At 50.0% G+C, this 24773-nt stretch carries 25 protein-coding genes and 1 pseudogene; 13 read left to right on the top strand and 13 right to left on the bottom strand.

Annotated features, from left to right (window positions below):
- The first annotated feature begins 8 nt into the window (after window positions 1–8).
- Window positions 9–980, top strand: coding sequence for an L-threonylcarbamoyladenylate synthase (locus BZG13_RS08835; protein WP_108743876.1), 972 nt, complete (start codon window positions 9–11; stop codon window positions 978–980).
- A 10-nt stretch (window positions 981–990) separates the two neighbouring features.
- Here BZG13_RS08835 and BZG13_RS08830 read toward each other — a convergent pair whose 3' ends face one another.
- Both BZG13_RS08830 and BZG13_RS08825 read right to left on the bottom strand, forming a co-directional pair.
- Entirely contained in the window at window positions 991–1401 is a 411-nt protein-coding gene (locus BZG13_RS08830; protein WP_077486363.1) for a PaaI family thioesterase, read from the bottom strand.
- Complete coding sequence (locus BZG13_RS08825) at window positions 1394–1906, bottom strand: NifB/NifX family molybdenum-iron cluster-binding protein (protein ID WP_077486362.1); 513 nt, start codon at window positions 1904–1906, stop codon at window positions 1394–1396. The genes BZG13_RS08830 and BZG13_RS08825 overlap by 8 nt, the downstream gene beginning before the upstream one ends.
- A gap of 255 nt (window positions 1907–2161) precedes the next feature.
- Between BZG13_RS08825 and vapB the strand changes: the two genes are divergently transcribed.
- Both vapB and BZG13_RS08815 read left to right on the top strand, forming a co-directional pair.
- Window positions 2162–2395 (top strand): type II toxin-antitoxin system VapB family antitoxin, encoded by a 234-nt coding sequence (gene vapB, locus BZG13_RS08820; RefSeq protein ID WP_069363032.1) that lies wholly within the window; start codon window positions 2162–2164, stop codon window positions 2393–2395.
- Entirely contained in the window at window positions 2388–2810 is a 423-nt protein-coding gene (locus tag BZG13_RS08815; RefSeq protein ID WP_241824660.1) for a type II toxin-antitoxin system VapC family toxin, read from the top strand. Before vapB ends, BZG13_RS08815 begins: the two co-directional genes overlap by 8 nt.
- Before the next feature lie 28 nt (window positions 2811–2838).
- Here BZG13_RS08815 and BZG13_RS08810 read toward each other — a convergent pair whose 3' ends face one another.
- From BZG13_RS08810 to BZG13_RS08790, 5 genes are all read right to left on the bottom strand, one after another.
- Window positions 2839–3120, bottom strand: coding sequence for a DUF134 domain-containing protein (locus BZG13_RS08810; protein ID WP_021023566.1), 282 nt, complete (start codon window positions 3118–3120; stop codon window positions 2839–2841).
- A 127-nt stretch (window positions 3121–3247) separates the two neighbouring features.
- Window positions 3248–4696: a decarboxylating NADP(+)-dependent phosphogluconate dehydrogenase gene (gene gnd / locus BZG13_RS08805; protein ID WP_077486361.1), complete on the bottom strand. Its 1449-nt coding sequence runs from the start codon at window positions 4694–4696 to the stop codon at window positions 3248–3250.
- Between the two features lie 11 nt (window positions 4697–4707).
- The gene (pgl, locus tag BZG13_RS08800) at window positions 4708–5433 is read right to left on the bottom strand and encodes a 6-phosphogluconolactonase (RefSeq protein ID WP_077486360.1); all 726 of its coding nucleotides are present in this window, start codon (window positions 5431–5433) and stop codon (window positions 4708–4710) included.
- The gene (gene zwf / locus BZG13_RS08795) at window positions 5430–6932 is read right to left on the bottom strand and encodes a glucose-6-phosphate dehydrogenase (RefSeq protein ID WP_077486359.1); all 1503 of its coding nucleotides are present in this window, start codon (window positions 6930–6932) and stop codon (window positions 5430–5432) included. The genes pgl and zwf overlap by 4 nt, the downstream gene beginning before the upstream one ends.
- A 220-nt stretch (window positions 6933–7152) precedes the next feature.
- Window positions 7153–8076 (bottom strand): LysR family transcriptional regulator, encoded by a 924-nt coding sequence (locus tag BZG13_RS08790; RefSeq protein ID WP_077486358.1) that lies wholly within the window; start codon window positions 8074–8076, stop codon window positions 7153–7155.
- A 223-nt stretch (window positions 8077–8299) separates the two neighbouring features.
- Between BZG13_RS08790 and BZG13_RS08785 the strand changes: the two genes are divergently transcribed.
- Window positions 8300–9931: a glycoside hydrolase family 13 protein gene (locus BZG13_RS08785; protein ID WP_077486357.1), complete on the top strand. Its 1632-nt coding sequence runs from the start codon at window positions 8300–8302 to the stop codon at window positions 9929–9931.
- A gap of 109 nt (window positions 9932–10040) precedes the next feature.
- Here BZG13_RS08785 and BZG13_RS08780 read toward each other — a convergent pair whose 3' ends face one another.
- Window positions 10041–10562 (bottom strand): GNAT family N-acetyltransferase, encoded by a 522-nt coding sequence (locus tag BZG13_RS08780; protein WP_077486356.1) that lies wholly within the window; start codon window positions 10560–10562, stop codon window positions 10041–10043.
- A 392-nt stretch (window positions 10563–10954) separates the two neighbouring features.
- Here BZG13_RS08780 and BZG13_RS08775 point away from each other — a divergent pair.
- The 3 genes and pseudogenes from BZG13_RS08775 to BZG13_RS08765 form a co-directional block, all read left to right on the top strand.
- Window positions 10955–11690, top strand: a pseudogene (locus BZG13_RS08775) (ISAs1 family transposase); the annotation flags it as partial.
- A gap of 95 nt (window positions 11691–11785) precedes the next feature.
- On the top strand, window positions 11786–12070 hold the full coding sequence (locus tag BZG13_RS08770; protein WP_062907370.1) for a type II toxin-antitoxin system RelB/DinJ family antitoxin: 285 nt from the start codon (window positions 11786–11788) through the stop codon (window positions 12068–12070).
- Complete coding sequence (locus BZG13_RS08765; RefSeq protein ID WP_077486354.1) at window positions 12067–12345, top strand: type II toxin-antitoxin system RelE/ParE family toxin; 279 nt, start codon at window positions 12067–12069, stop codon at window positions 12343–12345. The genes BZG13_RS08770 and BZG13_RS08765 overlap by 4 nt, the downstream gene beginning before the upstream one ends.
- Before the next feature lie 120 nt (window positions 12346–12465).
- On the opposite strand, the gene BZG13_RS08760 is transcribed toward BZG13_RS08765, so the two are convergent.
- Complete coding sequence (locus BZG13_RS08760; RefSeq protein WP_077486353.1) at window positions 12466–12828, bottom strand: hypothetical protein; 363 nt, start codon at window positions 12826–12828, stop codon at window positions 12466–12468.
- A gap of 164 nt (window positions 12829–12992) precedes the next feature.
- Between BZG13_RS08760 and BZG13_RS08755 the strand changes: the two genes are divergently transcribed.
- From BZG13_RS08755 to BZG13_RS08730, 6 genes are all read left to right on the top strand, one after another.
- Window positions 12993–13187: a type II toxin-antitoxin system VapB family antitoxin gene (locus BZG13_RS08755; protein ID WP_077486352.1), complete on the top strand. Its 195-nt coding sequence runs from the start codon at window positions 12993–12995 to the stop codon at window positions 13185–13187.
- Window positions 13184–13384, top strand: a complete 201-nt coding sequence (locus BZG13_RS15470; RefSeq protein ID WP_241824790.1) for a hypothetical protein — start codon at window positions 13184–13186, stop codon at window positions 13382–13384. The genes BZG13_RS08755 and BZG13_RS15470 overlap by 4 nt, the downstream gene beginning before the upstream one ends.
- A complete protein-coding gene (locus BZG13_RS15465; protein WP_241824789.1) occupies window positions 13385–13585 on the top strand; it encodes a hypothetical protein in 201 nt (66 codons plus the stop codon). It abuts the gene before it with no gap.
- Between the two features lie 531 nt (window positions 13586–14116).
- Window positions 14117–16120, top strand: a complete 2004-nt coding sequence (locus BZG13_RS08740; protein WP_077486351.1) for a hypothetical protein — start codon at window positions 14117–14119, stop codon at window positions 16118–16120.
- A gap of 488 nt (window positions 16121–16608) precedes the next feature.
- Entirely contained in the window at window positions 16609–17343 is a 735-nt protein-coding gene (locus BZG13_RS08735) for a substrate-binding periplasmic protein (protein ID WP_077486350.1), read from the top strand.
- A 66-nt stretch (window positions 17344–17409) separates the two neighbouring features.
- The gene (locus BZG13_RS08730; protein WP_077486349.1) at window positions 17410–18960 is read left to right on the top strand and encodes a methyl-accepting chemotaxis protein; all 1551 of its coding nucleotides are present in this window, start codon (window positions 17410–17412) and stop codon (window positions 18958–18960) included.
- A 105-nt stretch (window positions 18961–19065) separates the two neighbouring features.
- On the opposite strand, the gene BZG13_RS08725 is transcribed toward BZG13_RS08730, so the two are convergent.
- The 4 genes from BZG13_RS08725 to BZG13_RS08710 form a co-directional block, all read right to left on the bottom strand.
- Window positions 19066–19833, bottom strand: coding sequence for a substrate-binding periplasmic protein (locus BZG13_RS08725; protein WP_077486348.1), 768 nt, complete (start codon window positions 19831–19833; stop codon window positions 19066–19068).
- Between the two features lie 64 nt (window positions 19834–19897).
- The gene (locus BZG13_RS08720; RefSeq protein WP_077486347.1) at window positions 19898–20953 is read right to left on the bottom strand and encodes an efflux RND transporter periplasmic adaptor subunit; all 1056 of its coding nucleotides are present in this window, start codon (window positions 20951–20953) and stop codon (window positions 19898–19900) included.
- Window positions 20950–24258, bottom strand: coding sequence for an efflux RND transporter permease subunit (locus BZG13_RS08715; RefSeq protein WP_077486346.1), 3309 nt, complete (start codon window positions 24256–24258; stop codon window positions 20950–20952). Before BZG13_RS08715 ends, BZG13_RS08720 begins: the two co-directional genes overlap by 4 nt.
- Before the next feature lie 112 nt (window positions 24259–24370).
- Window positions 24371–24664, bottom strand: coding sequence for an ArsR/SmtB family transcription factor (locus BZG13_RS08710; protein ID WP_069363167.1), 294 nt, complete (start codon window positions 24662–24664; stop codon window positions 24371–24373).
- Window positions 24665–24773: the final 109 nt, after the last annotated feature.

The raw sequence follows: 24773 nt of genomic DNA, 5'->3' as shown, positions 1-24773 counted from the left end.
AACGGAGCATGTCGTTGAAAACGCAACTTCTCTCAGCGCAGTGTTCAACGGATCTAACACAAGCCGCCGAGCTGCTGAAAGCCGGCGAACAAGTCGCGGTGCCTACAGAAACCGTGTACGGCTTGGCAGCGGATGCCAGCAATCCTGACGCCGTCGCGGGTATTTTTACCGCCAAAGGGCGACCCGCCAATCATCCTTTGATTGTTCATCTCGGTGACGTCGCATCGATCACCGAGYGGGCAACGCCGATCCCGGATGAAGCATATAAGCTGGCGAATGCCTTCTGGCCTGGGCCGATGACACTGCTGTTGCCACGTGCTGAACATATATCACCGGTGGTTACGGGTGGATTGGATACCATTGGGCTTCGCGTGCCTGCGCAACCTGTGTTATTGGACCTGCTCGCCACCCATCAGCTTGCCGTTGCCGCCCCGTCAGCGAACCCGTATAAAAAGCTCAGCCCCACCACGGCAGAGCAAGTGGTGCATGGTTTAGGCGGAAAAATTGCCGCAGTCATTGATGGCGGCCCTTGCCAACATGGGCTGGAGTCGACCATTGTCGATCTTACCAAGCGTCCATTCCGCGTACTTCGCGCCGGTCCCATCACCGCCAGCGAGTTGAGCGCCGTGCTGGGTGAAACAGTCGACGCCCCCGAGCAGCACGACACCGTAGTACCCGGCAATGTGGGAAGCCATTACCAACCCAACACCCGGTTGCAGATGGTGGCGGCAGACTTGTCTGATCTCCCTGCGCCCCATCCGGAAAAACGCGCGGCCTTGCTTCACTTTGGCGAAGCCCCGACACGGGATGATCTGGTCTGCATTGCCATGCCGGATGACGCCGCGCGCTACGGGCAAGCGTTATATCACCAACTCGCCCAAGCCGACCAACTGGGCGTCGATGAAATCTGGCTCGCCCAGCCCCCTCATGGCGAAGCGTGGCTTGCGGTCCATGATCGCCTGCGCCGCGCCGTCAGCTAGTTTTTGACGCTCACAACGCGCGTGTTTGCATAAAGCTTGCCGTTGCAGTGGCACACACAGTGTCTGCAACGGTAAGCGTTGCCTCCAACTGACTCATTCCGTGTTTGGCTTTGACACACCAAGCACGTACCTCAGCCTCAACGGCAACGGGCACTGGATGGTGATAGCGAATATTAAGTGACGCTGTCACACTTTGCGGGGCAAACAAGAAGGTACAATGGGTCAACGCCGCATCTAAAAGCGTGGCAATCACCCCACCGTGCAGCTGATCTTGATACCCCTGCCAAGTGCTTTCTAACCAGACTTTTGCGCTCACTGCAGTTTCATCGTTCTGATAAAATTTAAGATTAAACAGCCCATTGTCACTGCAAGCCACACACTGATGATGCGAACGTGGCGGCATCACGCGTAATTCAGTCATGGCAACCACAACCCTTTCCACTCGCGCGACCGCCTTTACCTTGCCGCTTACCACACCCTCGATGTTGATAACCTAAACGGCGGCCTTGCGCGCCACAACCTTTCCCACGCTCTGAGTGACAAGTGGCGGTCTGTTGTTGTGGTTTTTGCTGCTTCATTCGCTGCAACGCCGGTCGTCCTTGACTGACATCCGTAAGCGGTTGCCAGTACGCAGGCGACAACCACTGGGTGTTGTTTAGGCGACCATTGGTGAGCTGATAAACATGTAAGCCAGCATCAAGTAATCCCGCTAACGCATGCTCGCCAATATGACGGGTCACCACACGTGTTACTTGGTTAGCTTTCAGCATCGCTATCAAGGCGTTTTTGGCACCACAACCTTCGGCAGCGCGCGGATTAGCAAAGCAGGCTATCGCTTGGCCATCGTCGTCAAACAGCGCGAAATGTTCTGCTTTCATAAAATGTCCCGCAGGACGGTCTTGGTTCATCGCAATAGCAATTGTCATCTTCCGTTCTCTCTTTACATAAATGGCATATGCTAAAAATACGCCTCATTTGTGGCATATGCAATAAACAAAGTTAGAAGAGGTCAAAAATAATGTGTTGAAGCATCAAGTTTGCCATTACAAATGCACGACTTGTGAGAGGTGTAAGGTCTGGCCCTTTCAGTTCGACTTTCATTACAGTCATGCATATGCTTGACATATGCCACACTGAAATTATACTGAATAAAGATTGAACAGATACATGGCGAGGACCTTATGAGAACAATATCCATTTTCAAAAATGGCAAGAATCAAGCGGTACGCTTGCCAAAGGATTTTGAGTTTGACGGCGTTAATGAGCTTGAAATTCATAAAGAGGGGGATGTCATCACCTTACGCCCAGCTCGACCAAGTTGGCTCTCATTTGGCGAGCTCGAAAAGGCTGATAGTGATTTCATGACCCATCGCGAGGAGCTGATAAAAGACGAGGGACGGTTCAACTTTGACTAATAAAATCAACTATATGCTTGATACATGTATTTGTTCATTCATTATGAGAGAGCAACCCAGAGCGGTGTTGAAAAAGCTTCACACTGTTGTCGGCAATCAACATCGCATTGTTATCTCAGCCATTACCTATCAAGAGATGCAATATGGGTTGTTAGGAAAAAAGGCATCACCAAAACATGCGGTGCTTGTTGATGCTTTTCTTCAGCGAATCGATGAGATTTTACCTTGGGATAAAGCCGCTGTTGACGCGACAACTGCAGTTAAGCGCAATCTAATGAATAAAGGCACCCCTATTGGCGGAAACGACACAGCAATTGCAGGTCACGCCATTGCGACTGGTTGTGTACTAGTCACAAACAATACGAGGGAGTTTCAGCGTGTTGAAGGACTGAAACTTGAAGATTGGGCTCAATAGTGCCGACGTAACGACGGCTCATGTCGAACTACTCTTCTGACTCAAACACCAGTGCTTTGCCTTCTACGAGGCAGGCGGTGGTTTTGGCGCGGGCGCGTTTTACCAGGTTGGCTAACGTTTGACGGGATACGCCCATGACTTCCGCGGCTTGCAGTTGCTGCATCCCTTGATGGTCAACAAGGCGCATGGCTTCGAACTCATCCAAACCTATGGTCACCGTCTCTAGCTCACTGAGTGGAATGGCGTTGGGTTTAAAACAGTTGGTATGCGGTTTCCCGCAGATACGGCGGGGCATTTTAGGACGCGGCATAGGGTCTCCTTTTTCGCCTATGCTAAGCGAGTTTATTGCTTATGCCAACAAAAAGGGATGCCAATGCATCCCTTTTCTATTTATTACTACTGGCAGTGACTTAGTCTGCCACGTTACACGCCGTACGTTACACGTCGTACGTCGTCGAGGCGGTATTACCGCCGGTGCCTGTCCAGTTGGTGTGGAAGAACTCACCACGTGGCTGGTCAAGACGCTCATAGGTGTGCGCGCCGAAGTAGTCACGCTGGGCTTGCAGCAGGTTCGCCGGCAAACGTGCTGTGGTGTAACCATCCAAGAAGGTCAGCGCCGATGTAGTACACGGCATTGGGATACCGGTTTCCATCGATTTCGCCGCTACTTTACGCCATGCCGCTAAACAGTTATCCAAGATCCCTTTAAAGTACGCATCTGAGCCCAAGAAGGCCAAGTCAGGATCCTTAGCAAAGGCATCACGGATGTTACCCAAGAAGGCCGAACGGATAATACAGCCGCCACGCCACATCAGCGCGACGTTGCCGTAGTTGAGATCCCAGCCGTTCTCGTTTGACGCTTCACGCATCAGCATAAAGCCTTGCGCGTAAGAGATAATTTTTGACGCCAGCAGTGCTTGACGCAACGCATCAACCCACTCGGCTTTATCGCCATCAACCGGTTGAATATGTTTTTCAAATAGCTTCTCTGCCGCGACACGCTGATCTTTCAATGCTGACAGGCAACGCGAAAATACCGATTCAGAGATCAGGGTCAGCGGAATGCCAAGATCCAGCGCGTTGATGCCAGTCCATTTACCGGTGCCTTTTTGACCCGCGGTGTCGAGGATTTTCTCAACCAAAGGCTCACCGTCTTCGTCTTTATAACCCAAGATGTCCGAGGTGATCTCGACCAGATAGCTATCCAACTCGGTTTTGTTCCAGTCGGTAAAGACTTGCTGCATCTCATCATGGCTCATACCAAGGCCGTCTTTCATGAACTGGTACGCCTCGGTGATCAGCTGCATGTCGCCATATTCGATACCGTTATGCACCATTTTCACAAAGTGACCGGCGCCATCACGTCCAACCCAATCACAGCATGGCTCGCCGCTATCTGTTTTTGCTGCGATACCTTGGAAGATAGGTTTCACCGCTGGCCACGCTTCTTCAGAGCCACCCGGCATAATTGACGGCCCAAAACGGGCGCCTTCTTCACCGCCAGACACACCGGCACCGATAAAGTGAATGCCTTTTTCACGCAGTGCTGCCACGCGACGGTTGGTATCTGGGTAGTTGGTATTACCGCCATCAATGATGATGTCGCCTTTCTCAAGTAATGGGGTGAGTTTGTCGATAAAGGTATCGACCACATCACCGGCGCGAACCATCAGCATCACTTTACGTGGCGTTTCTAGCTTCTCAACCAACTCTTCCAGTGAATAAGCGCCAACGATGTTAGTGCCCTTGGCTGGGCCCTCAAGAAACTCATCTACTTTGGCCGCGGTACGGTTATGCGCCACGACTTTAAAGCCGTTGTCGTTCATGTTGAGGATCAGGTTTTGGCCCATGACCGCCAAACCAATTACGCCGATATCACCTTTCATCGTGCTCTCCATTAATTCTGTTCTGGTAATTTTTTTGCTGCCGCGGCATCGAGTACCCACTCCGTGGTGCCTTTAGCACTGCGGATATTGGCGGCAGGATATGGCAGTTGAGTGGGCTCGTGTGTGGCGATCTCATGCACAATCGCTTGCTTGCCTTCACCCAACACCAGATAACTGATTTTCTTCGCCGCGCGCAGCACACGGGCGGTTTTTGATACACGCTTTTGACCCGATTCAGGATGCGAGGCCACCAGCGCCAGTGCGGTATTGTCATACTGAGGATCGTGCGGGAATAGCGAGGCGGTATGGCCATCGCCACCGACACCCAGCAAGACCCAATCAAACACAGGCGTGCCGTTTTCGCTTGGGATCAGTGCTTGCATTTCCGCACTAAAGCGCGCGGCTTCCACGTCCGGATCGTCTTCACCACGAATGCGATGAATGTTCTCTTCTGGAATGCGAATCTGGCTAAACAGTAGTTTGTCGGCTTCGCCAAAGTTGCTCTCGGCATCATCCGGTGCCACGCAGCGCTCATCGCCCCACCAAAAATGCAGGTTTTGCCATTGAATCGCCGTGGCGTAGTCATCACTGGCTAAACGCTTAAACAGCATTTTGGGCGTGCTACCGCCAGAAAGCGAAATGTGTACGGCACGATCTTGCTCACTGAGCGTTTGCATCGCGTCGGCTAAGTGATTGACCACCGCGTCGGCATCATCAAAAATTCGGGCATTTATCATAATTCGCAGTATTCCGTGTCAGTCAGGTTTTTGCAGGGGAAGCGCCACGCATGACCATCACGCTCAAGCAATTGATCCGCTTCTTTCGGCCCCCAAGTGCCACAGGCATAACCATATAGCGCTTTGCCATTATCCTTATATTGAAGAATCGGCTCAACAAACTGCCAGCAGGCTTCCACCGCGTCACTGCGGGCAAACAAGGTGGCATCGCCTTTAAGCGCATCCAGCAACAAACGTTCATAAGCCGTCAGCATCTGGGTTTCTTCCAGCGACGTATAATGAAAATCCATATTGACCGCTTTGGCGTTAAAGCCAGCACCCGGCTCTTTAAGACCAAAGCTCATTTGAATGCCTTCATCCGGCTGAATGCGGATCACCAAACGGTTCTCGGGCGCGTTTTTACCGAACACAGGGTGCGGAGTCTGTTTAAAGTGGATCACCACTTCGGTCACGCGTGTTGGCAAGCGTTTACCGGTGCGCACATAAAAGGGCACCCCATTCCAACGCCAGTTGTTGATAAACATCTTCAGGCCAACATAAGTCTCGGTACGCGAGTCTTCGGCGACACCTGGCTCATCACGGTAACTGGGTAGTGGTTTGCCCCCAACTTGCGATTCAGTGTACTGACCCAGCACCAAGTTATTGTGCAAGTCGTCTTCAGAGAGCGGCTCGAGCGATTGCAGTGCTTTAAACACCTCATCACGCATCGCATCAGCATTGATTTGTGCAGGCGGCTCCATCGCCACGAGCGATAACACTTGCAACAAGTGGTTTTGGAACATATCGCGCACCGCACCCGATTGATCGTAGTAACCACCGCGGCCTTCCACCCCAAGGTTTTCAGCACCGGTGATCTCAACATAATCGATGAAGTTACGGTTCCAGAGCGGCTCAAACATCGCATTAGAAAAACGGAAAACCAGTAGATTTTGTACCGTTTCTTTGCCTAGGTAATGATCAATGCGGTAAATCTGATGTTCGGCAAAGTGGGCGTGAATGTCTTTGTCGAGCTGGCGCGCAGAGGCAAGATCGTAACCAAACGGTTTTTCGACCACCAAGCGTTTCCAACCGTGACTTTCATCATTCAAACCATGTGCGGAGAGGCAGGCAGGGATAAAGTTGTACAGCTTCGGCGGCGTAGCTAGATAAAACAAGGTATTACGCTGGGTGAAGCCATATTGTTCGGACAACTCGTCTAAACGGCCTGTTAGCGCGCCATACTCGTGGGTATCAGAGATATTAAATGATTGATAGTGCACGTGCGCCATAAAGGCGTCGAGCGTGGCAGGATCAGTTTCTTCAAGCTCTTGCATTGAGTGACGTAGTTTATCGCGAAATGACTCGTCACTGTAGAAGGTGCGGCTTGCGCCTAAAATCGCGAAAGACGCAGGCAGCTGTTTGTTCGCATACAAATGATACAGGGCTGGGATCAGCTTACGGAAGGTCAGATCGCCAGATGCACCAAAAATAACAATACTGCTGTTTTCTGGAATTACCATCATCTTTCCTTTGATAATAAAGGTACTGCATGTGATTTGCGCCACAAATTAGCAGCGCAATGGCCAAATTGGTAATTGGCGCTACCTATTGATTTCATCGATGTCACCACTGGAACACGCTGATCGGCTAGCTAATCCCTACATTCGCAGCCAGCACGACACAGACAGAGTGAGACAAAGGCGATACAGTCTAGCACTTTCTTACTCAATAAGCTTTACCCTAACTGGTATGACGTGGCGAGATGCCCACCTGCTGGGCAGCCTCACACAGCTGTTGGATCAGCGCGTCGACTTTTTCATTCCGCTCATTGCGCAAGGTATATAAGCCGACGTTACCTCTCTTACTCGGATGAGCACCCAACACTTTTACCCCCTGGCTGGCCAGATACATCTGGGCTCGGCTGGTATAGGGCATCACCGCCTGAGTGTCGTGTAATAAGTCGATACCGGGACTGAGAGCATCAACATCAAACACCACTTGGTTGACGTGCGTCGTTGGGCTGATGGGGTTCGCTAGCAAATGCGCATGCCGGGCATGATCAGGCGTGACACGCATCAAAGGCCAATCACTTAGGCGCTGAGGGTCAATGCTGGCGGACGTGTCTGTGAGTAGCGGATGGTTGTCAGCCACATAATAACTTTCTGCGTCCTGAAACAACGGCATAAAACGCACTTGCTGGCTGGCGACCAGATCGTCAATTTCATGACCGATAAACACATCCACATCACCACTGAGCAGCGACGCCATTAATGCCAAACGATTACCAAATTCAATATGGACGGCACACTGGCGATCCGCTTGATAATCAAGCACTGCCGGTTTAACAAACAAGGGCCACCACGCTTCCCCGGTGCCAAGCTTTATTTGTCCCGCTTCACGCGCTTGCAAAGCATGAATCTGGGCATAAAGCCGTTGCCGCTCGGCGTGCAGTGCCGTGGCATGCTGATAATAAAGCTCTCCTGCTGCAGTCATACTGACGCCACGAGGGTGGCGAACCAACAGCGGACACGCGAAACGTTGCTCCAGCTTTTGGATCTGTGCCGTCAATGAGGGCTGGCTGATCCCTAACTGCAACGCGGCCGCTTTAATGCCACCCGCCTCAACCACCGCAATAAAGTAGCCGGCGACTTTTTCTACATCCATACCGCCCTCACTCACAATTTAATGGCTTACTTTATAGCCTAACAGAGATACACGATTCAATGATAACGCGTATTTTTAACCCATTACCACCTTACCTATAGTCAATCAGTTATATCAATAAGCGCCACGCCTATTTTTCTTGGCATCGCTCGCGCGCTAGGCTGTTGGCCACATCTCAAGCGAAGGCTTTGAGGATTTTTATTGTCGATAAGAGGTAATCGGTATGCAAAACGCTTGGTGGCATGATGCCGTTGTTTATCAAATCTACCCACGTAGTTTTTACGACACCAATGGTGATGGCATTGGCGATCTGAACGGGATTATCGAGAAACTCGATTACTTACATTGGCTCGGCGTCAATGTGTTATGGCTATCACCGGTGTACCAATCGCCGATGGATGACAATGGCTACGACATTTCCGATTACTGCGCGATCGCGCCTGAATTTGGCACCATGGAAGACATGACGCGCTTGATTGATAAAGCCGGCTCGCTCGGCATCAAAATCGTGATGGATTTGGTCGTCAATCACACCTCCGACGAACACCCTTGGTTCCAAGCTGCGCTTCAAGACAAAAACAGTCCCTATCGCGACTTTTACATTTGGCGCGATGCCAAACCCGATGGCAGTGCGCCGGATGATCAAGGCTCAATTTTTGGTGGCAGTGCATGGCAATGGGAGCCAAACACCGAGCAGTATTACTTTCACTTGTTCTCCAAACGTCAGCCCGACCTGAACTGGGAAAACCCCGCCGTCCATGACGCCGTGCATAAAATGATGAACTGGTGGATCGACAAAGGCATTGGCGGATTCCGCCTCGATGTGATTGATTTAATTGGTAAGGAAATCGACAAAGGCATTACCGGCAACGGCCCGCGCCTTCACCCTCTGCTGCAGGCGATGAACCAAGCAACATTTGGCGGCAAAGGCTTGCTCACCGTCGGCGAAACATGGGGCGCAACGCCGGAGATCGCCAAACTTTATAGCGCACCGGAACGCAATGAACTCTCCATGGTGTTCCAATTTGAACACATTACCGCGACCTGGAAAGACGGCGATAAATGGCAGCCCGTGCCGCTGGATGTCGCCGCCCTTAAACAGGTACTGTTCAAATGGCAACAAGAGCTGGCCGATAGCGGTTGGAACTCACTGTTTTGGAACAACCACGATTTGCCGCGCGCCGTATCCAAATTTGGTCACGACGGCCAATACCGAACCCGCTCGGCAAAAATGCTCGCCACAACCTTGCACTTAATGAAAGGCACGCCCTATATCTACCAAGGGGAAGAGATTGCGATGACCAATGTCGCCTTCCCGTCTATCGACGATTATCAAGACATCGAAACCCGCAATTTCTACGACTTGCGTGTGGCAGAAGGGGTCGATCCCGACACTATGATGGAAGCGGTCTACCAAAACAGTCGCGATAACGCCCGTACCCCGATGCAATGGGAGAACGCACAGCAGGCAGGCTTTACCGAAGGAACACCATGGTTACCGGTTAATCCTAACTACACCACCATCAATGTGGCACGGGCAACTGAAAATAGCGGCTCTGTACTTTATCACTACCGCGAACTGATCAAGCTCCGCAAGCAATACCCAGTGATCGTACATGGCCAGTTTGCGCCTGTAGAAGAAGCCCACCCTAACGTGATCGCCTACGAGCGCTTCGACGATACCCACCGTATTCTCGTGGTCAGTAACTTTAGCGAGCAAAAACAAACCATCACCCTCCCCGAACACTGGCACGATAAGGCCTTAACTTGCCTTAGCTACAATATGGATCCGGTCAAACAGTTAAGCACCACCTACAAACTGGCCCCTTACGAGTCGTTTGCAGTGATGCAATAGCAAGGGCGTTTAGTCGCCGATATCATCACGCGCCTGCAGATAGCTGCAGGCGCCCAGCCAAAGGCGACTCACCTCTCTTACACGCCATAAACCACGTCTACAGAAGGCATTAATACATATACCCAAGCCAATCCATATGCCCTTCTGGCCATGATTTGTCTGTCATCGGTTTTATATATAATTCATCGACATACTCGACCGCAACACCATAGTTAGTGTGTTCATGAATGCGTAGCCAAGAGGCATGTGACTCGACAAGCTGAAAGCCATTAGCCACATAAAAATCGTGCAGCTCAGAGATGAGAACAATGAAATCAACATCTTTGTCTTTGGCATAGTCAGTCAGTTGCGCCAGCATACCCGAGCCAATCCCTTTTCTTTGCCAAGCGCTGTCGATGCAAAAATCACTCACCCCTAATACTTTGTATACGTCGCCACCGACATTCACTGCCCTATAATCCAACCCCATATAACCAATCAGTTGATTACCTTGATACTGCAATGCCCGCATGTGGAGAAGCTGCTTATAGTAAGAACGGGCAACTTGATGGTCAGGAAATGCCTTGTTTCTAAGCGCTTGWATAGCCTCATGCTGTGCGTTCGACACTTCGATTTCTGGGAGAATTTCCATGTTTAAGCTATTGATAATAAATCCATTTGTTCAATTATTAACCAGTTCGCCATACTAATAGGGTTCCAATCATCTTGTCTTATCGGTGACGGGCAAATGTGCTTTAGTTCACACAAAAAAAGTGGCGGCTTCTACGTAAAGTAAAAGCCGCCATTCCTTAACAACCTTGATTAGCGCTCGATGATAACCAGATCGATTACGCCCTTGGGTCCGGGATGGTTTTAAAGGTAGCGTCGAAAACCTTGTTGTCACCCTCAGAGAGGTTTAACTGATAACTAAGTGATTTTTCATAAAACTCTATAGCTTGGGTTCGTTCTCCTGTGATCAATAGTGAATGACTTAAGACCGCATTCGTGAATGCTTGAATCCAATTCGCGCCTCAGGGCGAGCGCATGAGTGCGTATGCCAGCGAAAACCACCTGGTGCTTGGGCAGTTCAAGACTGAAGAAAAAAGCAATGAAATCAGTGCGATTCCCGAGTTAATTCGCCTACTCGATTTACGCGGTACGCTTGTCACTATCGATGCTATGGCCTGTCAAACGAAAGTTGCCAAAGCTATTGTTGAGCAAGGTGGTGATTACTTATTAGCGATGAAACAAAACCAGGGCAAGCTAGCGAACGCGATCACCGCGGCATTCAGTGAGCAACGTCGAACCTTCAATGACGATGTCGAGTTTGAATATGGTCACGGTCGTATTGAATCATGTCAGTGCTATGTGCTTGATAAAGCGTGTTTATCAGGCGACTTTACCCGTTGGCCATCACTGCAAAGCCTTGTCATGGTTGAGTCTTTGCGTGTTGAAAAAGGGCGCCCGATGTCGCTGGAGTACCGCTACTATATCAGCTCAAAATCACTGACTGCCGATGAGGCAGGCCGCGCCATCCGCTCGCATTGGGCATTGAATCCATGCACTGGGTGTTAGATGTCAACATGGGTGAAGACGCCTGCCAAATTTATAAAGACAATGGGGCCGCGAACTTTGCCTGTCTGCGACACATGGCCTCAAACATGGTGCGGGCGAGCCGACCAAGATCAGCTTGGTGGCCAAACAGAAGCGCTGTCTCATGAATCCCAGCTTCTTAAAAAAGGTTTTAGCCGCAGGCATACCGGCGATGGTTGAAAAATGAACACTCATGCGCTCGCCCTGCCTTCTATATGTGTTAGTTGCCCATCTCAAAGTCTAGTGCTAACATCTGTACACACAACAGCAGAGGAATACATCATGGACACTAGAATTCAATTTCGTGTTGATGAAGAAACAAAACGCCTAGCACAACAAATGGCTGAGAGCCAAGGGCGCACACTGAGTGATGCTTGCCGTGAACTTACTGAGCAACTCGCTGAACAACAAAGAAAAACATTATCTCACGATGCATGGTTAACTGAACAAGTAAACCTAGCATTTGAGAAGTTTGACTCAGGAAAATCCGTTTTCGTTGAGCACCAAGCTGCTAAATCTCGAATGGAAGAGCGTAAAGCCAGAATCCGTAATCGAGGCAAGCAATGATTTTATGGGAAGAAGAGTCACTTAATGATCGTGAAAAGATCTTCGAATTTCTCTATGACTTCAACCCTGATGTAGCAGAAAAAACTGACAGCCTCATTGAAGCAAAAGTAGACAACTTGCTTGAACAGCCTTTAATGGGCGTACAACGAGATAGCATCCGCGGACGATTACTCATTATTCCTGAGATTTCGATGATTGTCTCTTACTGGGTCGAGGGCGATATCATCCGAGTTATGCGTGTACTCCACCAGAAACAAAAATTCCCTACGGATTGATTGCCTCCTCTGGGGAACAGAACGAAGTAGACGACTTTATTGTTCGCGAGCATTGGCTGCTGGCGCAGCCAAAAGAATGCTGTTGCCTATTGACCGGAGAAGGGCTCATATGTGTTATACCTACTTACGCTTTCTCTTAAGTTTGAAGACGCCTGCAATTTCTACTTCTTCCCAGTCTGTGAAAATTCCAATAACAACTACCCCACCAATTGCTGCCACCAGACTAATTACTCCAGTAGAAGCTGCCGCACCAGAAGCCCCCATAAAACTAACCATTGTTGCAGGTACACTTGCCCCACCTGTAAAAGGAATGAAGGGTATTGCTGCGACAATCGCAGCAATTGCGTATGGCCCTGCTTTCCTTATTAATGCAACTGATTTTAAATTTTTCTCTAGTGAGTGATTTTCAATAACAATTTCATCAACATCACTTTTTAATGCTTTCTTGAGCTCTTTTTTATCTCTAACAGTTACAGACTTCATATATTTCCTTTTATTGAATTATCCAGTAGGCATAACGCCCGGCTCACGCGCCGGTTTGGAGCCGCGAAGCGGCGGAAAATCGGTCGCTGTGCAGCCGATTGTTATGTTCTTCCTGACGTGCTAGATTGTGTATGGAAACCGAAATCGATACACATAGGTGCGACATGAGAACGAACATCGTCATAGACGACCAGTTGATGGCAGAAGCTCTCAAAGCCTCCGGCTACGAAACCAAAAAAGAGGCTGTTGAGCAAGGTCTGAAACTTCTAGTTCAGCTTAGCAAGCAGCAGGAAATTCGAAAACTGCGAGGCAAAATCAAGTGGGAAGGCGACCTGAATGAAATGCGGAGCGCCGGATGATATTGGTGGATACCAGTGTATGGATCGACTATTTCAACGGAGTCAAAAACCCGCATACTGACCTGCTGGATGCCTCAATAGTCCACGGATCCGTCGCTATCGGCGACCTCATATTTCTGGAAATCCTTCAAGGCATCCGCAACGACAAACACTATCGTCAGACCAAACAGAGCCTGCTCTCGCTGGAGCAGTATTAAATGTTTGGCAAAGACATGGCACTTGTTTGCGCTGACAATTATAGGGCACTTCGCAAAAAGGGCATCACAATCCGAAAAACTGCCGACGTGATCATCGCGACTTTCTGCATAGAGAAAAAGCTACCTTTGCTGTTTTTGGATCGCGACTTTATCCCCTTTGTTGATCATCTTGGGCTTGAGCCTGCCCTCAGAGAAACATAACATACAAAGCGTGCACTCAAATGGCGTGCTTCCACGGATAAGCTGGTTATCCAGCTAGTATTTTCCACGCTACCGACGATCAGTTCTCGGTACCTAACACACCTTTTCGTCAACGTTGTCAGGCTAGCTTATCAAAGCCGTGCTGATTTTTTCGTGCTCAATTGTCCAAAATGTTAGCGAAGGCAGATTTTGTGGGGCAATGGCTGGATCGGCAAAAAGCGCTGAAGGCATTCAAGTCCGTCACCCACAACAACCTGTAATCGCCGCGCACTACGTGCCCCCATTCTAGAAGGGTAAGGTCGCCAGTTATGCGATGGGAGGTTTATCACACAGTGTCTATGTGGAGTATGACCGCAACTTATTTTGGCTGTTCACCGAGCTGGGCCAGGCAATGTAGCAATAAAATCCATGCTTGCCGTCGCCAAGTCAACGCATTGCAGATGTGATCTAAACACACTTTTTCTTCCCCCTATACATTCCCTCTTGTAGACTACGCGCGCGTTGACTATCGACTGATAAGAAAATTGATTTATGCCTGCGATTACACCGGCCTTTAAAGTGATAGACGGTTTCTCCCTCTGTGCCACTGACACAGAGCGCCTTGATGTATTCTTTACCTACCTGCGTGAGGGTGCGCCCGAGTTAGCAGAGTTGCGTCTTGAGCAGCTTGTCTTAGCGTTAGCCAACTCCCCCTCTCAAGCCGCGCTCTTTGCCAATAGCGTGTGCAATGAGGCCAAGAAAATAAAGTTATCACCGGCGTTTGTGCAGCTGGGGATTTTCTCTAAAAACGGCCTTATGACTGACATTTTTCGTCGGCTTTATAATAAAGTGAACCCGCCGCCTAAACGCTGTAACGACATCAATGATCTGCTCAGTTACTTTGTCGGTGGAGAAGATAAAGCGTGGGTAAAGGCCATCTCTCATAAGTGCTGGTTTAAGCTATACCGTCTACTAGTCAAAAACGCCGCCCCGGAAGCCATCCGCTCAACCGGAGCTTATATAAAAAGCGAGTTGTGTTATTCGTTAGAAATGCTGTCTATCTGGATCGCCGCCGAGGAACTTGATCCCGAGCTACTTCGGATTGATCGCCGTTTGAGTGAGGTCGATTCACCGTTCATTGCATTGCAGCGTGAAACCCACCAAATTGTGAACGCGATTAAAAACGATACGTTGGATCCCAAAGACAGGGCACATTTTTGGGTGATGATTGAGCAATGCCAGCAGCAGGTCAAGCGGATCCGAGCCCGTGGTATTAACCAAATGGGTTTCTCCGCGCACGCTTCACGTATGCTTGAGCGCTTGGATCAAACATTAAACCGCATGGTGCTGTTGATCCAAATTCTTGATTTTCGTCACCCGCATCAGAAGGCGCGCTGTGTATTCAACCTCTGGCGGCAATTGCTTATTTCGGTGACGGAACGCAACAGTGTGCGCGCGATTTATCGCAAAAGTACCCGCACGTTTGCTCAGAGTGTGACACAAAACAAAAGCAATCACGGCGAGCACTATATCGCCAAAACCAAAAAAGATTACTTTAAGATCCTGCGCGGCGCTTGCGGGGCTGGAGTGATTATTGCCCTGTTAGCATGGGTAAAAATGTATATCGAGACCCTGCAATTATCACCACTTAATAATGCATTGCTGGTCAGTTTAAACTACGGTGTCGGCTTTATGCTGGTGCATATTTTACACTTTACCATTGCCACCAAACAGCCAGCGATGACAGCCGCAAACTTTGCCGCACATGTGGAAAAAAACAAGCAGGGGCGCACACGCAGTAAAAAGCTCGCGCGCCTGCTAATTAATGTAAACCGCTCTCAATGGTTTGCGGTATGGGGAAATATTACCGCCGCAATTACCGTGAGTGTGCTGGTGAGCCTGGTGTTTAGCCACTTTTACCACAGCCCGCTACTCAGCAGTGAGCAAGCGGCCTATCAAACCTCAGCCATTCATCCGATCCATGGTTTAGCCTGGCTTTACGCTGCTATCGCCGGGGTCTGGCTGTTTTTGTCGGGTATTATTACCGGCATTCTTGATAATCGGGCGGACTACATTGAGCTCAAAGATCGCTTAATCGGCCATCCATTATTCCGCGCGATCTCGCTTCAACGACGAGAGCGGATAGCACTATACATCCATCAAAACTATGGTGCATTAGGCGGTAACTTTATTTTTGGTGTGCTTTTAGGCATGACAAGCTACGTCGGCTATCTTATTGATGTTCCGCTTGATATTCGCCACGTGGCCYTTTCTTCTGCCCACGCTGCCTATGCGCATATGAGCGATTACTCGTCGTGGTTGTCTGTCTTATCCAGCCTGTTTTTTGTGTTGATGATTGGCTTTATTAATCTGTGGGTCAGCTTTGGTCTCGCATTATTCGTTGCGCTGCGCTCGCGTAACTGTGAGTTGGATATGAAGTCGGTAAGAACCGCGGTACTGACACAAATAAAACAACATCCTTCTAGCCTATTTTGGCCTAAAGACCCAGCGCCTATGGCCAAACCGCAAGGTGCAGGTCAACGCCGCGCGCCATAAAACCTAACGTGTTTGTCGCTGGCCAACGGATGGCCGGTGTCATACTTTTTCATTGTGTCTCCCGAATAAACACCGCATATCTTACTTTCCAGCTCACTATGCGCGCCCACTACGGCAACGATGAGACCTGTCGTATTAACGCACAAAAAGGTACCGAGTACCATGTGATGGTACGCGGTTACCGCAGCTACTCTAATGTTAGCCTTGAGCGTGATTAATCACTTCCTAACAAGCCGCTGTTTCAAACAGCGGCTTTTTTGTCTGGAAAAGAACCGCTTTTCACCAGATATACAGACACCTTGTCAGCCTCTAACATTTTTTGCCACCTACCATAGCTAACACACAATCTGGACAGACCAGAAAAACCTTAATTTTCATCACATTATTAGGGTAAAACCTCAGAAATGCTTCAAGTTATCTAGATCACAACACCCATCTATTTTTATCTCGTCTACGCTTAAGAGAATTGGCACTTATTTGGAGGCGCTATGCTCAAGCATCTGTTCGCCATCGTTTTCTCGGCCCTTCTTCTAGCAACACCAGCTCGAGCCGATGTTCTCACTATGCCATCTCTCGAATGGCCGCCTTATTCTGGCAAAAATTTGCCTGATCAGGGCGCATCGGTTGCTGTGGTGCGTGCGGCGGTGCAAGCCATGGGGCACGAGCTTAACGTCGAGTTTTACCCGTGGTCACGCACCGTGTATTTGGTCAAGAATGATGCGCAGTACGCTGGCTATTTCCCAGAATATCACTACGAAACCGACGAACTGATCTTCTCTGACCCCATAGGCACTGGTCCGCTCGGGTTCGTTGAAAACGTCAATCAGCCGATCGAATGGTCGACCCTTGATGATCTGACTCAGCATACCATTGGCGTGGTTCGAGGGTATGTCAACACGCCAGAGTTAGATGAGCGTATTGCCAACGGCACACTTAAATCGTCTGCGGTCACCAGTGATACGCAAAACTTGCAAAAGGTGGGACGAGCACGGATCCCGCTAGCCGTGGTGGATGCTAATGTACTGGACTATCTCAAAGAGAATGATCCTGCCCTTAGTGCTGTTAAAGCCAATCTACAAATGAACAAAAAGCTCTTGGTTGATAAAAAACTCTATATTGCGTTTGCCGACAATGCCGAAGGGCAAAAATGGCGTGAGATCGTCAATCAAGGGCTCAAGAAAATCGACATTGAACAGATAATGAAAGAACACCTCGGTGAATAAAAACTGACCGTGGGAAAAAGTGGCCGCAGTTGGGTCGCATGACAATGTAAATGGAAGAGTAGCGCTATGTTTAAGAGTCTAAAGGCAATATTTGTCACTCAAGTGGTTATTGCTGTTTCTGTGGTATTAGGGATATCAAGTTATATTGATTATCAAAATACCAAACAGGAACTGAATAGCGCGCTTGAAACCACAGTGGAAAATGCCACCAATCGTATGAATCTCAGTTTGCCCAAAGCCATTTGGGACTTCGACCTGGAAGCGGCCAAACTCTCGATCTCTGCCGAATTAAAAGCACCCGATATTAAAGCGGTGCGAATACTGGATAATCAAGGGTCTGCCATCGTCTTTCTGCGCCTCGGGCCACCCAATGACGAGGGACAACGCCAGCCGAAAGACATTGGCGACGGCGAAAAGTCGATGTACGAATCCATGCCCAACGAAGAAAGTGAGCTTTCATTTACCGAGTATGGTGAAACCAACAAAGTGGGGACTCTGCAGGTATTTTATAACACAGACAGATTAGAGGCGGAGTTATCCGATACCCTCACCCGAAGCCTGATTGAGCTGCTAGTGCTCGATCTTGTGATGATCGTGTTCCTGATTTTGGCATTGACCGCCACCGTGGTTAAACCACTCAATGATTTAACGCTGCGCGTGCGAGAACTCGCCAGTGGGGATGGCGATCTCTCCACCGTGATCCCAGCCCCGAAATACAAAGAATTCGCCCAGATCACTGAGCATATTAACCACTTTACCGCTTCGTTGCGTGAAATCGTCAATGAAGTGACCCAAGCTTCTATCAACCTCGCTGAAGTCTCGGCAGAGAGTGGACAAATGGCACGGACGAATGCGGAGCGGTTAGAGCAGCAGAAACAAAGTCTCTCGACGGTTGCYGCCGCCGCTACGCAGATGAATCAATCTATTGCCACCGTCGCTGATACAGCAAACGATGCGGCGACTCGTGCTGCAGGTACCACGGATCTGGTTAACCAAGTGTATGGGACGATTGAGAGTTCAGCCTCTGAAATCATTAATATGCGTTCAGAGATGGAGAATGTGAATGCTGAAATGCATAAACTGCTCGAGGAAGGTGAGAAAATTTCAGATGTCGTGAACGTCATCAATGATATCTCTGAACAAACCAACCTCTTGGCGCTGAATGCGGCGATTGAGGCGGCGCGCGCTGGCGAGCAAGGCCGAGGCTTTGCGGTGGTGGCTGACGAAGTGCGTAGTCTTTCAGTCAAAACCAGTGAATCTACCGAGCAAATTCAATCCAACATCAAATCCTTGAGTGAGGCCACTGAATCGGTAGAAAAAGAGATCAAACGCATTGGTAGTATCTTAGAAAATACCGCCGGACGCGTGTCTGAATCACAAGAATCAGTCAGTCAAGTGCGCGAAACCATCACGGATATCTCCGAGCGCAGTGGTCAGATTTCACAAGCCACTGATGAGCAACGTCAAGCCATTGATGAAGTCAGTCAAGCAATCAATGAGGCCTCAGAGGCAACCAATTACGTCACTGAAGGTGCGCAAGAAAACGCCGCACGCACCGACAAAGTACTTACCCTGAGTGAAGACATCAAAGTACAAATGGAGAAGTTTAAAACCTAGCGATTTCATCAACTGTAGCAAAAAGAGAAAAGAAAAAGGTGCGATTGCACCTTTTTTATTACGATTTACGTGCGTTAAGTTCGCACGTTTAATTTAAATAACCATTTAGTCTAAATAACCATCAAGTATTGATTTTAATTGGCCAGACTGGCGCATGGATTCAAAGTTTTGGTCGAGCAATGCTTTTATCTCATTAGCCTCTGGGTGTTCACGCGAAATCATCATATGGAACTTATCACCCATATTGCCGGGAATCGGCTCGACTTGCATCCCGCCAGCGAGATAATCAATGCCTTGTGCCGCTTTGAACCCTGCGAGTATCTCGTAGCGTGCTAAAAATACATCACAGCGCCCTGCTTGCGTCTGTTTTACCAGTTGCTTAAAGTCTTTTGCTGACTTCCTCACCTGGCTATCATCGACACTGAATCCTATGTAGTTATAGCCCAATAGGCCACACATCCGCAGCTGGTTAATATCATCCGCTGTCTCTATGTTCAGGCCATTCGGATGTTGTTGAGTTGAGTAAATATAGCTAGGTTGCAGTGTGTAATAATAGTCAGTTAAAAGAAAATCACGATCGCGTTCTTCGTTGTAAGATGCGCTGAGCGCAATATCGTAATTACCTGATTTTGTCTCAAAAACGCACCGCTTCCACGGCGGTAAATCTACCGATACATCTACACCGCTGTCTTGAAAGATGGCATTGAGGACATCAATGTCATAGCCCTCGATAGTTTCGCCTTTTTTATAGTGAAAAGGTGGCCAATTCGCCCCATCACCACACACTTTAAGCGATGAGGTATCGAGTGCCATCGCTGGTCCTGATAATAAGCTGCCGGCTAAGGCCGTAGCAGAGATTAAAGCAACTTTCATAGTGAACTCCTTTTAGGAAAACTCACCTTAAGTATTGATGATATTCACTATAACGCGACCTGAATCACTGAGTTTTTTGAGGATTTATGATTACCACTTCACCAGGCTTTAGCCCCTTACGCACGCGCCCTTGCTGTGTAAGCGATACCAGCCGTGTTCTCACCTCACCCGCGTCAAGCACCTTCACATAGTTAAGTTGTCCAATTTGATAATACGCATTGCTCGGTAGATAAAGCACTGGCTCGGCTTTTTGTGACACGGTCACTTTTGCAAACATTCCTGGTAGCAAAGTATCACCCGCCTCCGTGTTTGGCAGTGTCACGGCAACACGATAACTGCGTGACGTGGCATCGGCAGCCGGTGTCACAGTGCGCACCAAGCCCGTAAGGGTTTTATCATAGGTCGGGAGCGTAACCGTTAACGATTGACCGATGTCGACATAGGGTAACACAGATTCCGCCACATTGACCGTCGCTTCAATGCTTTCAGGGTTGTACAGGGATAGCAGCGCCGCACCCGGTGTCGCCGTATCACCTTGGTTGATGATTTTATCGGTGATCAACCCTGAAAACGGCGCACGTACCAGGCTAAAGCCAAATTGGGTTTCAGCCTCATCCACCGCAGCAAGGGCACGACGGTATTCAGACTGCGCCGTTTTTAAGCGATTCTCCGCCTCATCGAATTGAGATTGAGGCACCAGCTTTTTCGCCAACAAGGTCTCCATGCGGCGGTAGTCACTGCGCGCGGTATTCAATTGCGATTGCGCCGAGGCCAAGGCTTGTTGCACTTGGCGAACTTTGGCACTGAGATCGGCATTATCCAAACGCAGCAACACGTCCCCTTGCTCAACGCGGTCGCCGACATCAACCAGCACTTCCGCAACGGTTGCGGTCATTCGCGCCGCTAAGGTTGCCGTCTGTCTTGCCTCCAACTGGCCGGAAAAAATGCGGGTTTGTGGCTGTTCGACCGCCTCAAGCGTTAGCGTCTCAACGTTGTCCGGTGTCTCGTTCAATGTCGAGACGGGCGCGACATTCGAGGTAAACACCCCAGCCATCACCAAAAACAGGGTTAATAGCCCAGTGCCTAGCGCCAGTGCGAGTACGCCTTTTTTTGCCTTCATGCATGCTCTCCTTCTACTGATAGGCCGTGGGTGGGATGATTTTGATACGCAAGGTTGTACACCACGGGCACAACCAGCAAGGTAAATACGGTAGACGCGGCAATACCGAAAATAATCGCCCAGGCTAACCCATTAAAAATCGGGTCGAGGGTGATAATCACATTCCCCAATAAGGTGGTGCCGGCGGTGAGTAAAATGGGCCGCATTCGCACTGCGCCCGCTTGTACTAAGGCTTCACTCAGCGCCATACCTTGAGCGAGTGACTGTTGAATAAACTCAATCAATACCAGTGAGTTGCGTACCACAATCCCCGCCAGTGCAATCATGCCAATCATCGCGGTGGCGGTGAACAGAGCCGGATTTGGATAGCCGCTGATCTGACCGCTCAAACCATTGAGCAACCAAAAGCCTGGCATGATGCCAATCACGGTCAGTGGAATTGCCAGCATAATAATGCCTGACACCGCCGGTAGCCCGGTTTGTATCAGCATCACTATAAAGACGCCCAGTAGTGCCGCACCATACGCAATCCCCAGATCACGGAAGACATCAATGGTGATCTTCCACTCTCCTTCACCACTCCATACCACCTCGATACCCTCATCAACTTGCCAGCCATCCCCCGCGCCATTATCCAGATAACTACGCGCGGATAGCGGGCGAGTACTGTCCGACTCAGGTTGATTAAAATCAGCCATCATATCGGCGACTACCTCGCCCGGTACCCTTCCAGTGGGTTCGGCATACACATACACCACGGGGCGTAAATTCTTATGATAGATAGGCTGATCAACCGGTTGCTGTTCAAAATGGCCGAGTTCACTCAACGCGACCAGCGGCTGCGGCGCATCCAACAAGGCACCTTGAACCGATTGTTTAGCCACTCCAGCCCGACCACGTACGTGCAGTGCGAGCAACGCATCAAGCTGATCACGGGCGTCCGCTGCAAGTTGCAATGTGACGGGCAAAGGATCCATTTCATCGGCGTCGGCCAAATGGGCCAGTGTCACCCCTTGGTTTGCGGCCCTGAGCGCTTGGTTAATATCGGCCACCGCAACACCTGACAAGGCGGCTTTTTCTTGGTCCACCACAAACTGCCAGCTCGATAGAGGCCCTTGAACACTGGTGCTCACTTCTGACACCAAGGCTTCACGCTTTAATCGCTCGGCTACCTGCGTCGCTTGCGCTTGCAGGGTTGAATACGGCGTGCTTGGTGAGCCATACACTTCGGCGACAATCGTTGCCAGCACAGGCGGCCCTGGTGGCATTTCCACTAATTGCACCTCGGCATCATATTTTGCTGCGATGGCTTCTAACTCATCACGCATGCGTGTCACCAAGCCATGTGATTGCAACGTACGCCGGTGCTTATCCACCAGCACTACCCGCAGTTCACCTTGGTAAGGCGCATGACGAGTAAAGTAATGGCGCACCATGCCATTAAAATCCATCGGTGAAGCGAGCCCGGCAAAGCCGGATACCGATACCACTTCGGCCTGCGTTTGTAGGTAACCGTTCATCTCTCGCAGCGCATTGGAGGTATCGACATGATTAGCAGTTTCCGGTAAATCCAGTACCACCTGAAACTCGTTTTTATTGTCGTACGGCAACAGCTTAAGCGGCACGAGGCGCAACGCAGGCAACAGGGCGGCAATGACAAACAACACGCCCACTATCCACAAAAACGCTTTAGCGCGACGATTGTTTTCCAACAATGGCAGTAACAAGCGCCGATAGCCACGGTACAGCGGCGTGGTCTCAAGGCGATAGTCATCGCCTTTATTGGACGCGCGAACAATTTTTTTGGCGAGCCAAGGGGTGACTAAAAACGCCACCAAGGTACTGATCACCACACTGACCGGCACATTGAATGCCAGCGGTGCCATATATGGCCCCATCATGCCGGTGATAAAAAACATCGGGGTGAATACAATCACAATCGCCACGGTCGACATGATCAATGCGCGTTTGATTTCCAACATCGCCAGCACAATCGTGCGGCCACGCGGCTTGTTATCATGGGTCAGGTGCCGTTCAATGTTGTCGATACTGGCAATCGGATCATCGACAATCAGCCCTAGCGCCAAGATTAACGCAAACAAGGTGACGCGGTTAATTGAGTAGCCAAAGGCTAAATCCAGCCCTAATGCCGCGCCATAACTGATTGGGATCGCAATCGCCACCACTAAGGCACTGCGCCAGTTTAAGAATAAACCAACAAAGACCACCACGGTGAGCACCGCAATACCGAGGCTGGACACCAAGTTTTTCACTTTGGCATCGGCGGTTTGGCCGTAATTGCGAATGACCTCGACGCTTACGCCCTCGGGAAATTGCGTGGCGACCAAATGATTGAGCGTGGCGGTGACATCCTCGGCCACGCTGACGGCGTTGGCGCCTTTTTGCTTCGCCACCGAGAGAAACACCGCTGGATGCGGCTGGCTATCATCGGTCGATTGGATCCACGTATCTGTGGTGGGCTCTTGCGCGCCGTCCGATAACTTGGCCACATCCTGCAGGTACACAGGTTTGCCATTCACCACCGCCACCACTAAATGGCGTATCTCCTCCAGGCTTTGATACCACTGGCCGGTTTTTAGTAAATAGCGCTCACCCTGATGTTGAATATCGCCAATATCACGCTTTTGATGGCTCAACGAAAAGGCATTGGTGAGATCAGACACACTGATCTGATAGCTAGCCATGGCGGCAGGATCGAGCGTGACCAACACCTGACGCGGCACCCCACCCACTACCTTCACCGCATTGGTTTCGGGAAGGGCTTTAAGATCCAAAGTCGCCTGCTCGGCAATGCGTCGAAGCGCATAATGGTCGAGCTGATCAGGGTTATCGCTACGCAGCGCCGCAATCACAATCGGCACATCATCAATTTCCACAGGCTTAATCGCCCACTCGCTCACGGCAGCTGGGATCGCGTCTTGATTGGCATAGAGCTTGTTATACAGCTTCACCAAGGCAGACTCGCGATCTTCGCCAACGTAAAAGCGCACCGTGACCAGCGCGGAACCGGCTTGGGTGGTGGAATACACATACTCCACCCCATCAATTTGGCTGACTTTTTTCTCCAGAGGCTGCGTCACCTGCTTCGCCACTTGCGGGGCACTCAAACCGGGCGCTTGCACCACTATATCCGCCATGGGTACGACAATTTGCGGATCTTCTTCTTTGGGAGTGAGCCACAGTGCTGCCGCCCCCACCAGCAGCGCGAGCACAATGAGGATGGGCGGGAAGAAGCTGTTCATCACTCGGGTGATCAGCTGACCTTGTGGCTGAGCATCTCGCATATTCGATCCTTTAGCTGATGACAGTAACGACAAGAGAACGACAGATAAAAAGGGTGACTGTTAATTACCTTAGCGCATCAACTGGCAATGAATGTGTGCTGACCTCTCAGATTCAGACACAATAGAGCCGCTGTAAAGTGGCGATAATCGCCGCGACGTGGGGGTCATTGAGCTGATAAAACACCTGCTGCGATGACTTACGTACCTTGACCAATTGATGCCGCTTAAGAACGCTAAGGTGCTGAGAAAACGCCGATTGACTCAAGCACGACCCTTGCAACAATTGCCCTACGGAGCGCTCTCCGGCCAAAAGCTGACACAGCACAATTAATCGCTCAGGGTGCGCCATTACTTTCAACATGGTCGCCACCAGAGATGCTTGCTCACGCATGGCAACGATGTCCATATCCGGTACGCTTTCTGCCTCAATCGGCACGCTTGAATCTGCCATCGCTCACTCCTTTTTTGCCAATACCCATAGCTTAGCGCGCCATTTTATTTAGTCAATTCTAATT

The organism is Salinivibrio sp. ML323 (assembly GCF_001995745.1).
Lineage (GTDB): Bacteria > Pseudomonadota > Gammaproteobacteria > Enterobacterales > Vibrionaceae > Salinivibrio > Salinivibrio kushneri.
This window is presented reverse-complemented; position numbering and strand designations above follow the sequence as displayed.